General features: G+C 38.1%; 9 protein-coding genes. All 9 read left to right on the plus strand.

The features are described from left to right. Nucleotides 1-81: 81 nt before the first annotated feature. The 9 genes from ABU914_RS07215 to ABU914_RS07255 all read left to right on the plus strand — a co-directional run bounded on the left by ABU914_RS07215 (nucleotide 82) and on the right by ABU914_RS07255 (nucleotide 12,555). On the plus strand, nucleotides 82-873 hold the full coding sequence (locus ABU914_RS07215; RefSeq protein WP_379669062.1) for a phosphatidate cytidylyltransferase: 792 nt from the start codon (nucleotides 82-84) through the stop codon (nucleotides 871-873). Nucleotides 874-901: 28 nt separating this feature from the next. Next, nucleotides 902-2,050, plus strand: a complete 1,149-nt coding sequence (locus ABU914_RS07220; protein WP_379669063.1) for a 1-deoxy-D-xylulose-5-phosphate reductoisomerase — start codon at nucleotides 902-904, stop codon at nucleotides 2,048-2,050. 20 nt (nucleotides 2,051-2,070) lie between these two features. Then, nucleotides 2,071-3,330, plus strand: coding sequence for an RIP metalloprotease RseP (rseP, locus tag ABU914_RS07225; protein ID WP_379669064.1), 1,260 nt, complete (start codon nucleotides 2,071-2,073; stop codon nucleotides 3,328-3,330). A 296-nt stretch (nucleotides 3,331-3,626) separates the two neighbouring features. Beyond that, nucleotides 3,627-5,297, plus strand: coding sequence for a proline--tRNA ligase (locus ABU914_RS07230; RefSeq protein ID WP_379669065.1), 1,671 nt, complete (start codon nucleotides 3,627-3,629; stop codon nucleotides 5,295-5,297). A gap of 233 nt (nucleotides 5,298-5,530) precedes the next feature. Continuing rightward, a complete protein-coding gene (locus ABU914_RS07235) occupies nucleotides 5,531-9,823 on the plus strand; it encodes a PolC-type DNA polymerase III (RefSeq protein WP_379669066.1) in 4,293 nt (1,430 codons plus the stop codon). Nucleotides 9,824-9,976: 153 nt separating this feature from the next. Next, nucleotides 9,977-10,450, plus strand: a complete 474-nt coding sequence (rimP, locus tag ABU914_RS07240) for a ribosome maturation factor RimP (RefSeq protein WP_379669067.1) — start codon at nucleotides 9,977-9,979, stop codon at nucleotides 10,448-10,450. 403 nt (nucleotides 10,451-10,853) lie between these two features. Further along, the gene (gene nusA, locus ABU914_RS07245; RefSeq protein WP_379669068.1) at nucleotides 10,854-11,957 is read left to right on the plus strand and encodes a transcription termination factor NusA; all 1,104 of its coding nucleotides are present in this window, start codon (nucleotides 10,854-10,856) and stop codon (nucleotides 11,955-11,957) included. A gap of 8 nt (nucleotides 11,958-11,965) precedes the next feature. After that, the gene (gene rnpM, locus ABU914_RS07250) at nucleotides 11,966-12,250 is read left to right on the plus strand and encodes an RNase P modulator RnpM (RefSeq protein WP_379669125.1); all 285 of its coding nucleotides are present in this window, start codon (nucleotides 11,966-11,968) and stop codon (nucleotides 12,248-12,250) included. Then, nucleotides 12,247-12,555 carry a YlxQ family RNA-binding protein gene (locus ABU914_RS07255; protein ID WP_379669069.1) on the plus strand — a complete coding sequence of 103 codons (309 nt, stop codon included), beginning with the start codon at nucleotides 12,247-12,249 and terminating at the stop codon, nucleotides 12,553-12,555. Before rnpM ends, ABU914_RS07255 begins: the two co-directional genes overlap by 4 nt. Nucleotide 12,556: the final 1 nt, after the last annotated feature.

The raw sequence follows: 12,556 nt of genomic DNA on the forward strand, positions 1-12,556 counted from the left end.
AATACATCATACCTTGGAAAAGGTATAACGATTTAAAACTAGTAAAAATACTAGTTAATAATAATATACGAGGAGGAAAGTATGAAACAGCGAATAATAACAGCGATTATCGCTGGAATTCCGCTCATATTTCTCGTCATAATCGGTGGTATCCCATTTACCGTATTATCAATGTTACTTTCATTAGTAGCTGCATCAGAGCTATTAAAAATGAAGAACATCCGACATTTTTCGCCACTAGGTATGATTGGGTTTTTATTAACATTTATAATTGTTATGCCTGAACAATGGTATACTCAAATTTTTCCATTTTTTGAGAGCAAGTCGGACGGTTTATTATTAGCCCTTTTGTTACTGTTAGTACTTACTGTTTTAACAAAAAATCGGATTAGCTTTAATGAAATTTCATTTGTTTTAATGAGTGCGTTGTATGTAGGGTTTGGATTTTACTTCTTTTACTTAACGCGAGCGATCGAAAATGGACTACCGCTTTTCTTTTTTGTCTTGTTCAACATATGGGCGACTGACAGTGGTGCTTATTTTATAGGAAGAGCATTTGGAAAAAGAAAGCTGTGGCCTGAAATTAGTCCGAAAAAGACGATTGAAGGAGCAATAGGTGGTATCGTATCTGCTGTCATTCTCTCGATCATTTTTCAGTTCGTTTATCCGCTATTTTCAATACCTTATGTCATCGTCATTGCGATTATCATAGCAGTGTTCGGGCAACTTGGTGACCTAGTCGAGTCAGCGCTTAAACGACATTACGGAGTGAAAGACTCAGGGAACATTTTGCCTGGTCACGGAGGAATTTTAGATCGTTTTGATAGTTTAATCTTTGTTTTGCCGGTATTGCATTTATTCAACCTCATTTGATTATACATGAAGCTAAGGAGTGTTTTGTTTGAAAAAAATTAGTTTGCTCGGAGCGACAGGCTCGATAGGTACACAAACGCTCGATATTATTCGTATGTACCCTGAGTCATTCCAATTAATTGCAATGTCGTTTGGGCAAAATATAACGCTTGGAAAACAAATAATTCACGAATTCAAACCGAAACTCGTTTCCGTCGGTACGAAAGAAATTAAAGATGAGCTTATTACCAACGTGCCGGATGGAACGAGGATCGTTTACGGAGAGAAAGGATTAATTGAAGTTGCCACTCATCCTGAGTCTGATGTGTTGCTTAATTCTGTCGTCGGAAGTATCGGACTTAAGCCAACACTTGCAGCGATTGAAGATGGTAAAACGATTGCAATTGCAAATAAAGAAACGTTAGTGACTGCAGGTCATATTGTTATGGAAGCTGCGGAGGCTAAAGGTGTGCAAGTTTTGCCGGTAGATAGTGAACATTCGGCGATTTTTCAATGTTTAAATGGCGAGCAAAAGAGTGAAGTTTCAAAACTTATTTTAACAGCCTCTGGAGGTAGTTTTCGCGATCGGACGAGAGAACAATTAAAGAATGTGACTGTTGAACAAGCGTTAGCTCATCCAAACTGGTCAATGGGTGCAAAGCTAACTGTTGATTCGGCAACGATGATGAATAAAGGGCTTGAAGTGATTGAAGCACACTGGCTTTTTCAAATACCGTATGAAAAAATTGAAGTGATCTTACATAAGGAAAGTATCATCCATTCAATGGTTGAATTTCAAGATACGAGCGTTATCGCACAACTTGGCACTCCGGATATGAAGATCCCTATCCAGTACGCGCTTACTTACCCTGCAAGACTTGAATTATCCCAAACAAAAAGGTTAAACTTAATTGAAATAGGTAAGCTCCATTTTAGTGAAGCTAGCTTTGAACGTTACCGTTGTTTAAAAATGGCGTATGAGGCTGGAAAAATCGGTGGCACAATGACATCTGTGTTAAATGCAGCGAACGAAGAGGCGGTTGCTGCGTTTCTAGCAAATCGAATTACTTTTTTACAAATTGAATCCATTGTGGAAAGTGCAATGAATAAGCATACGCCAATCCAAAACCCGGAGTTAGACGAGATTATTGCTACTGATCAAGAAACGAGACAATTTGTTCAACAATTAATCGTGTAAATAAAGGTGGTTAAATGTACATGAACAGTGTAATTGCGATCATCATCATTTTTGGGCTTCTTGTTTTCATTCATGAGCTCGGACATTTGTTATTAGCAAAAAGAGCAGGCATCTTATGTCGTGAATTTGCAATTGGTTTCGGTCCGAAGTTGTTTTCGGTTAAGAAAAACGAGACCGTTTATACGATTCGCCTTTTGCCTTTAGGAGGTTTTGTCCGAATGGCAGGCGAAGACCCTGAAATGATTGAACTTAAAGCGGGTCAGAAAATCAAGATTGAAATAAATGATGATGGAGCAGTTACAAAAATTGTCATTAATCAAAAAAATAAATATCCAAATTTAAAAGAAGTCATCGTTGAACGTTCTGATTTAGAAAAGGATCTTTTAATTCAAGCTTATGAACATGAGGAAGCCCCGCTTGAAACATTTCGTGTTCATCCTAAGTGTTCTTACGTTGTTGACGGACAAGATTTTCAAATTGCGCCGCTGGATCGCCAATTCGGTTCGAAAACTGTTTTTCAGCGATTTCTAGCAATTTTTGCTGGTCCATTTATGAATTTTTTACTTGCATTTGTTATTTTGTTTATATTTGGACTCGTTTATGGATCACCTTCTAAAGAAGCCGTAATAGGTGGGCTTGCAGAGGATGGCGCAGCGATAGATGCAGGTATGCAAGTTGGAGATCGAGTCGTAGCGATTGATGGAACTCCTGTGAAAAATTGGGATGAGTTTACTGAAATCGTACAAGCAAATCCACACAAAACCTTACTATTTTCCATTGAACGTGATGGAAAAACAATCGAAGTTAACGTAACACCAAATGAGAGATTAAATTATAAAGCGGAAGAAGAAGGATTTATCGGCGTTGGCTATGAGAGAGTAACGTCAATACCGGGCTCGATTTCTTTCGGCTTTGATACGACGATATATTATACGAAAGCCATTTTCACAGGTTTAAGAATGTTAGTAACGGGACAAATTTCGATCGATAACTTGTCTGGACCTGTCGGTATTTACAACTATACGGACGAAGCGGCTAAACAAGGGATGGCAACGTTGCTTCAATGGACCGCAATGTTAAGCGTTAACTTAGGCTTAATTAATTTGTTGCCACTGCCTGCATTAGATGGTGGACGCTTAACCTTCATTTTACTTGAAGGCATTCGAGGTAAACCGGTTGATCCTCAAAAGGAAGGACTCGTTCATCTAGTGGGGTTTGCGTTACTCATGCTACTTATGATCGTAGTCACGTGGAACGATATTCAAAAGTTTTTCTTATAATGAAAACTTTACGAATGTTGTTTCTGACACAGTTTCAATAACCTGCGACGTAAGCGCTATGTTGTTTTCCGATCCATGCAGTCGCTTTCCGCGAGCAACGCCTCAACTTCCTCGGAAGCAAAGAACGGCTTCCTGCGGGATTTTCGGCTATTGCTTTTCCTGCGGAAAGCGAAGTATTCTGCCGAAGCGGTAGTGATAGCACTGCACTTACTGCGTAATTTCGTTCAACTGCGAGAATTAAGAAGCAACAAACCTTACGAACTGAATATTTAATATGAATTATTTGAGGTGTGTATATGAGACAGTCAAATTATTTTATACCGACGTTAAGAGAGGTTCCTAGCGACGCTGAAATAAAAAGTCATCAGCTCTTACTTCGTGGAGGGTTTATTCGTCAAAACGCGGCAGGAGTCTATTCTTACTTACCACTTGGTTTTACTGTTTTAAGAAAAATCGAAGAAGTGATCCGGGAAGAGATGAACAAGGCAGGAGGGCAAGAGTTACTTATGCCAGCAATTCAACCTGCTGAACTATGGAAAGAAACAGGAAGATGGGACATTTATGGCCCTGAACTTATGCGTTTAAAAGATCGGCATGCTCGTGAATTTGCGCTTGGTGCGACGCATGAGGAACTAATTACTAGTCTTGTACGCTCTGAAATAAATAGTTATAAGAAGATGCCGGCGCTACTGTATCAAATTCAAACAAAGTATCGTGACGAAAAACGTCCACGGTTCGGTTTGTTGCGTGGGCGAGAATTTATTATGAAAGATGCTTATTCGTTTGATACATCTGAAAAAGGTACAGATGAAGTATATAAACAAATGGTCCAAACGTATAAAAATATATTTAGCCGTTTTCAATTAAACTTTCGTCCTGTTGTTGCCGATAGTGGTGCAATCGGTGGTGACGATACACATGAGTTTATGGCATTATCAGAAGTTGGGGAAGATACAATTGCTTATTCAAGCGAATCTGATTATGCGGCTAATATTGAAATGGCACCATGTGTTCGATCGTATGAAAGACCAAATGAAGCTGAAAAAGAATTACAAAAGCTAGATTATGATGAATATACGAAAGAGCTTCATAAAGCGATTAAATATACTTTATTTAAAGTGAACGATTCATATTGTATCGTGCTCACACGCCAAGATCATACGATAAACGATATTAAGGTAAAAAATTATTTGAAAGCAGAACATGTAGAAATCGTTTCGACAGAAGAAGTGGCTGATGCATTAGCTATTTCAGTGGATGACGTACATCCATTTAATGAACGTTTTGAAATTTATGCAGACCATGCTGTTAAAGCGATCGTGAACGGAACACTAACTGTGCAACCGAAAGTTATCTATGTGAATGTCAATCCCTCCCGTGATTTAAATGTTAAAGACTATGCGGACTTCCGAATGATTCAAGAAGGTGATCCATCGCCTGATGGCAATGGTGAAATTCTTTTTGCGAAAGGCATTGAGATTGGACAAGTCTTTAAATTAGGAACTCGTTATAGTGAAATGATGAATGCAACATATTTAGATGAAAATGGTAAATCAAAGCCAATTATGATGGGCTGTTACGGTATCGGTGTGTCACGGACATTAGCAGCCGTTGTCGAACAACATCATGATGATAATGGAATTGTTTGGCCTGTTTCATTGGCCCCGTTTCATGTACATCTAATTACTGTCAATACGAAAAACACGGATCAAAAAGAGCTTTCCGAAAAGTTGTATTCGATTTTTCAAAATGAACAGCTTGATATTTTATATGATGATCGGTCAGAACGCGTAGGCGTAAAATTTTCGGATTCCGATTTGATCGGGATTCCTATTCGAATTATTGTCGGAAAGAAGGCAAGTGAAGACATTGTTGAACTCAAAGTGAGGAAAACAGGTGAATCGTTTGAAGTGCCTGTTAATTCAATTGTTGAAGTCGTACGACAACAACTAAAAGTTCTGTCATAAAAACAAAACAAAAAATGTGAAAATTGATGATGTGCCTCTCTTTTGAGGTGCTTCTTCATTTTTATTACGGTTTCAATCGTCCCTAGATCATAAAGGTTCAAACGGGCATTAGAAACTAAGTCTTGCTCAATCGTTAATCATTGCGAGTTTTAATGTTGCTAATAATGTTACGGACATGTGTGAACATCTATATGATCCACATCTGTGAGTCAAAGTCTCGCTATATAGGGGAGATGAGAATGGGAAATGAGTTAGAACGGTTTAAAATTTTACTTGAGCAATTGCAATTAGATGATGATAAATATACCCAATATTTTGAACGAGCAGAATTAAAAAAACTTATCATTCATGAAAAAGAACGTAGTTGGCATTTTGAACTTCATTTACAATCCATCTTACCAATAGATATATACCTATTGTTGCATAGACGAATGCAAGAAAGCTTTCGGCATATCGCAAATGTCACGTTTTCAATTTCGAGTAGAAGCGATTCCAGTTCACAACATTTAAAAGACTATTGGGCATATTATCTTGCAAACTTAAAAAATAGTTCCGAGCCGTTACTATTGCCTTTAAAAGAACAAATACCAAAAATCGAAGGAAATAAGTTAATTTTACACGCTCGTAATCAAGCTGAAGTAACATTACTACAACGAAAAATTACTCCGAATTTAATAAAAGGTTTGCAAACATATGGATTTCCCAAATATGATATTGAATTTATTGTGAATGGGCAAGAAGATGAGTATCGCCAGTTTGAACAACGCAAAGCCGAAGAAGATTCTGAGAAGATGAGATTAGCTTTGCTAGAAAGTGAGAAAAATGCGAAGCAAGATAAACGTATTAAAACAAATGGTTCTTTTATGATCGGAAAGAAAATTGAGGATGATCCAGTAGCGATTAAATCGATTCAAGATGAAGAACGTCGTGTCACGATTGAAGGTTTCGTTTTCAATCTCGATGTAAAAATTCTTCGTAGCGGACGCTCACTTTTACAAATAAAAATTACAGATTATACCGATTCATTCATAGTCAAAATGTTTTCCCGCAATGAAGAAGAAGCGGAGCTTTTTCAAGCGCTAAAAAAAGGAATATGGGTTAAAGTTCGTGGCGGCATTCAAACGGATACATTTTTACGTGATCTCGTCATGATTGCAAATGATTTAAACATTGTGACGAAAAAAGGACGCGTAGATACGGCTCCCGAAAATAAAAAGCGTGTTGAACTTCATTTACATACACCAATGAGTCAAATGGATGCTGTCACATCAACTGAAAAACTGATCGAGCAAGCGAAAAAGTGGGGACACCCTGCGATTGCAATTACCGATCACGCTGTTGTTCAGTCTTTTCCTGAAGCTTTTCAAGCAGGGAAAAAGCATGGAATAAAAGTGATATACGGATTAGAAGCAAATGTTGTCGATGACGGTATTCCGATCGCATATAACGAAGCAGAACGCAACTTGCTCAGTGAAACGTACATCGTATTCGATGTTGAAACGACAGGATTATCGGCTGTATACAACAAAATAATTGAGCTTGCCGCTGTAAAAATTAAAGATGGAGAAATCATTGAGCGGTTTGAACGATTTGCGAACCCACATGAGGCGCTTTCCGCAACAACGATAGAGTTAACCGGAATTACGGATGATATGGTAAAAGACGCACCTGAAATTGAAGACGTATTAAAAGACTTCCGTGATTTTATCGGAGATGATACGTTAGTTGCTCATAATGCAAGTTTTGATATTGGTTTTTTAAACGTAGGTTTAAAAAACATCGGTTTTGAAGAAGTGAAAAATCCTGTTATCGATACGTTAGAGTTAGCACGCTTTTTATATCCAGAATTTAAAAATCACCGATTAAATACATTATGTAAGCAATTTGATATTGAATTAACACAGCATCATCGTGCTATTTATGATGCTGAAGCGACAGGCTACTTACTTTGGAAACTTGTCAAGGATGTCGTTGAGCGTGGCACAACTTCTCATGCTCAGCTAAATGATCATGTTGGAAATGGAAGCTGGCAACGGACACGTCCATTTCATTGCACAATTCTTGCAAAAAATCAAACAGGACTAAAAAATTTATACAAACTTGTCTCACTTTCACATATTGATTATTTTTATCGAACGGCTCGAATTCCGCGTTCACAATTAGAGAAGCACCGAGAGGGACTTGTTATCGGTTCCGGGTGTGACAAAGGTGAAGTATTTGAAGGGATGATGCAAAAATCCCCTGATGAAGTTGAGGAGATTGCAAAATTCTACGATTATTTAGAAGTACAGCCGTTAGAAAATTATTATCATTTAATCGAAAAAGAACTCGTTACTGACGAACAAGCATTACGGGAAATCGTAACGAACATCGTTGAACTTGGTGAAAAGTTACAAGTCCCTGTTGTTGCAACAGGAAATGTCCATTATTTAAATAAAGAAGATCACATTTATCGGGAAATTTTAATTCATTCTCAAGGGGGAGCTAACCCTCTAAATCGCCAAACATTGCCACAAGTTTATTTTCGTACGACAGATGAGATGCTCGCTTGCTTTGCTTTTTTAGGTGAAAAGAAAGCGGAAGAAATTGTCATTGAAAATACACAGTATATCGCTTCGCTCACTGATGAATTACGTCCTGTTCCAGAATCTTTATATACACCTGAGATACCAGGGGCAGAAGATGAAATTCGGAAGTTAAGCTATAGCAACGCGAGAGAAATATATGGGGATCCGCTTCCTGAAATCGTTGAACAACGTCTTGAGAAAGAGTTAACGAGTATTATCGGGCATGGGTTTGCAGTCATTTATTTAATATCTCATAAACTTGTAAAAAAATCGCTAATCGATGGGTATTTAGTTGGTTCAAGGGGTTCAGTAGGCTCTTCCCTCGTAGCGACAATGACCGATATTACTGAAGTGAATCCACTCCCACCTCATTATGTTTGTCCTAATTGCAAGCATTCTCATTTTTTTGATGATGGTTCTGTTGCATCAGGATACGATTTACCTGACAAAGATTGTCCACAGTGTGGAACATTTTACAAAAAAGACGGACATGATATCCCTTTTGAAACGTTCCTAGGTTTTAAAGGCGATAAAGTTCCGGACATTGATTTAAACTTTTCTGGTGAATATCAAGCACGTGCCCACAACTATACGAAGGAACTTTTTGGAGAAGATTATGTATTTCGTGCGGGAACAATCGGTACAGTGGCAGATAAAACAGCTTACGGTTTTGTGAAAGGATATGAAGATGATAAAGGCTTGCATTTTCGCAATGCAGAAATTGATCGATTAGTAGAAGGCTGTACTGGCGTAAAAAGAACAACTGGTCAACACCCAGGTGGCATTATCGTCGTTCCAAATAATATGGAAATTTATGATTTCTCACCGATTCAATATCCAGCAGATGACCGGAACTCGGAATGGAAAACGACACACTTTGATTTCCATTCGATAGACGATAATTTGTTAAAACTAGATATTCTTGGACACGATGATCCGACGATGATTCGAATGCTCCAAGATTTGAGTGGAATTGATCCGGAAACCATTCCTCCTGATGATAAGGAAGTGATGAAACTATTTTCTAGCACCGAATCCCTCGGTGTGACTCCCGAGCAAATCATGTGTAAAACAGGTACGTTAGGGGTACCAGAATTTGGTACGAGATTTGTAAGACAAATGCTTGAAGAAACAAAACCGAGTACATTTTCTGAACTCGTACAAATATCCGGTCTATCACACGGAACGGACGTTTGGCTTAATAATGCAAGTGAACTTATTGCCAACGGAACATGTGAATTAAAAGACGTGATCGGGTGTCGTGACGACATCATGGTTTACCTCATTTACAAAGGTCTTGAGCCATCACTCGCTTTTAAAATTATGGAATTTGTTCGTAAAGGAAAAGGATTACAAGCCGAGTGGATTGAGGAAATGAAGAAACACGATGTTCCAGACTGGTACATTGATTCGTGTCAAAAAATTAAATACATGTTTCCGAAAGCGCATGCTGCAGCCTACGTTTTAATGGCAGTAAGAATTGCATACTTCAAAGTTCATTATCCGATTTATTTTTATTCTGCATATTTTACTGTCCGTGCGTCAGACTTTGATCTCGATACGATGGTGAAAGGTTCAAATGCCATTCGGGCAAAAGTCGAAGAAATAAATGCAAAAGGGCTTGACGCTTCTCCGAAAGAGAGAAGTGTGCTTACTGTTCTCGAATTAGCACTTGAAATGTGCGAAAGGGGAATGTCTTTTCAGAAAGTTGATTTGTATCGCTCACATGCGACAAAGTTTATTGTAGACGGGGATTCGCTCATTCCGCCATTTAGTGCATTGCCTGGTGTTGGAACAAATGCAGCGATCAACATTATGAAAGCGAGAGAGTCGGGAGAATTTTTATCGAAAGAAGACTTGCAACAACGAAGCAAAATGACAAAAACAGTTTTAGAATATTTAGATGCGCACGGGTGTTTAGACGGATTGCCTGACGCAAACCAATTATCACTATTCTAATCATGAAGGGGTCTATTGAAAGTATATTAGTGTTATGATATTATTGTTGTTGGAAATACTAGTCAATACTTACGTTGCTAAAAGAGTGGGGAGTCCCCACTCTTTCGTTTTGGTCTATATCATATCACCGAAAATGTTAGGAGGAGGATGGAGATGGGGCAAAGTGTTACTCAATTAACCGAGCAAGTAGTCGCACCAATCTTAGCTGAAATGGATCTCGAACTTGTTGATGTCGAGTACGTAAAGGAAGGAAAGAGTTGGTTTCTCCGCGTGTATATTGACTCCAAAAATGGTGTTGATATTGAAGACTGTCAACTTGTAAGCGAACAGCTTAGTCAAAAACTTGATGAACATGATCCGATTCAACAAGCCTATTTTCTAGAAGTTTCTTCTCCAGGTGTTGAAAGACCTTTAAAGAAAATCGAGCATTTCGAAAAGGCTGTTGGCAAACAAGTTTATATAAAAACGTACGAGCACATTGAAGGTAATAAAACATTTGAAGGCAAGCTCATTCACTTTGATGGAGAAGTTGCAACAGTTGAATGGAGCGAGAAACATCGAGTTAATCAAACAGAAATACCATACAAAAAAATAGCTAGTGCAAGGCTTGCTGTTACGTTTAATTAGCTACTAATGCGTGCACGAAATGGAGGTAACGAGAGGCAAAGTTGATTACATACGTAACGTCCTGCGATTGCAGTTACTAGGAATATATTCAAGTCGTACACTTGTTGTACCGTAGGCAACACCATAGCTGAATTTTTGTGCTTCTATCACCGAGGAAGCTTGATTAAGCTACAGTTGTATAACATATTTGATAAAGTATTTTTGAACGAAGATACTATTAGTTGGAAAATAACGATTAGTGAGATTGATTTGGATTCAATTTACGTTTTTGAGTGTGGTAAACCCGTGATCACAATCGTGAGTCTCTGAACTTTTTGAACAACCTTTAGTAGTTAGGACATCTTAGAAGGTTTAAACTGTTCAAGTATATTGAGCCTTGTAACGTTAAAGGGGAGAAAACTAAATGAACACTGATTTGTTAGATGCACTGACAATGCTTGAAAAAGAAAAAGGAATTAGTAAAGATGTTATTATTGAAGCGATTGAAGCTGCCCTTATTTCTGCATATAAGCGTAATTTTAATCAAGCCCAAAATGTACGAATTGATTTCAATCAAGAAAATGGCAATATTCAAGTGTTCGCAAGAAAAGATGTCGTGGAAGAAGAAACGGATTCTCGTTTAGAAATCGCATTGAGCAAAGCACAAGAAATGGATCCGAATTATGAAATTGGTGACGTTGTTGAAATTGAAGTGACACCGAGAAACTTTGGAAGGATTGCAGCACAAACAGCAAAGCAAGTTGTCACTCAACGAGTTCGTGAAGCAGAAAGAGGAATCGTATACTCTGAGTTTATCGATCGTGAAGAAGATATCATAACAGGTATTGTTCAGCGCCATGATCATCGCTTTATCTATGTTAACCTTGGCAAAGTTGAAGCTTTATTGCCAGCGAATGAACAAATGCCGAATGAAACGTACAACCAAAATGACCGAATTAAAGTGTACATTACAAAAGTTGAAAAAACAACAAAAGGTCCTCAAGTGATGGTGTCTAGGACCCATCCAGGGTTGTTGAAACGATTATTCGAATTGGAAGTTCCAGAAATTTACGATGGGACAGTTGAAATCAAATCGATTGCAAGAGAAGCTGGTGATCGATCCAAAATAGCAGTGTACGCTGAAAATCCAGAAATTGATGCTGTTGGATCATGTGTAGGCCAAAAAGGACAACGGGTGCAAGCGATCGTCGATGAACTTAAAGGAGAAAAAATTGATATCGTTCACTGGTCTGAAGATCCGGTTGAATATGTTGCAAATGCATTGAGTCCGTCTAAAGTGCTTCATGTTGATGTAGATGAAGGAGAAAAAATGACGACCGTCGTTGTCCCAGATTACCAGCTTTCACTTGCGATTGGCAAACGTGGGCAAAATGCAAGACTTGCAGCGAAATTAACGGGTTGGAAAATTGACATAAAAAGTGAATCAGATGCAATTGAACTCGGATTATATAACCCTAAAGACGATGAGTCCATAGAGTCACCTGATGATTCTGAAGACGAACGTTAGTCGAGGTGTTGTATGTGAAAAAACGAAAAATACCATTAAGAAAATGTGTTGTTACTCAAGAAATGAAACCGAAAAAGGAATTATTTCGAATTGTACGCTCTCCTGAAGGAGACATATTTATAGATGAGACAGGGAAAAGGTCAGGACGGGGTGCGTACGTATCAAAAGATGAAAAAGTAATTAAATTAGCGAAAGAAAAAAATAGTCTGTCGTCCCACTTAAAAGCAAATGTAAGTGCAAGCATTTACGATGAACTGTTGGAGTTAGTTGAGAAAGAACGATCTTCGTCATGAGTAAACAACAACAATTTTTTCAGCTACTTGGATTAGCGAACCGTGCCCGAAAAATTGTATCAGGTGAAGAATTTGTATTAAATGAAATTAGGAAACAGACTGTGAAACTTGTCATTTTGTCAAACGATGCATCTAAGGCAACGAAAAAAAAACTTCAAGATAAATGTTCGTACTACAAAGTGAAATTTGTTGAAGTGGGAGACCGAGTAATGCTTGGTCAAGCAATAGGGAAACAACAGCGTGTTGCGATAGCCGTTTTAGATGAAGGAATTGCAACTAAATTACTCATCAAACTCGGTCAATAAC

The sequence above is a fragment of the Pueribacillus sp. YX66 genome (assembly GCF_041725775.1).
Lineage (GTDB): Bacteria > Bacillota > Bacilli > Bacillales > UBA6769 > Pueribacillus.

What these genes read in the sequence shown, in the direction of transcription:
- ABU914_RS07215 (WP_379669062.1), top strand. Translation starts at nt 82, where the DNA reads ATGAAACAGCGAATAATAACAGCGATTATCGCTGGAATTCCGCTCATA.
- rseP (WP_379669064.1), top strand. Translation starts at nt 2,071, where the DNA reads ATGAACAGTGTAATTGCGATCATCATCATTTTTGGGCTTCTTGTTTTC.
- ABU914_RS07230 (WP_379669065.1), top strand. Translation starts at nt 3,627, where the DNA reads ATGAGACAGTCAAATTATTTTATACCGACGTTAAGAGAGGTTCCTAGC.
- ABU914_RS07235 (WP_379669066.1), top strand. Translation starts at nt 5,531, where the DNA reads ATGAGAATGGGAAATGAGTTAGAACGGTTTAAAATTTTACTTGAGCAA.
- rimP (WP_379669067.1), top strand. Translation starts at nt 9,977, where the DNA reads ATGGGGCAAAGTGTTACTCAATTAACCGAGCAAGTAGTCGCACCAATC.
- nusA (WP_379669068.1), top strand. Translation starts at nt 10,854, where the DNA reads ATGAACACTGATTTGTTAGATGCACTGACAATGCTTGAAAAAGAAAAA.
- ABU914_RS07255 (WP_379669069.1), top strand. Translation starts at nt 12,247, where the DNA reads ATGAGTAAACAACAACAATTTTTTCAGCTACTTGGATTAGCGAACCGT.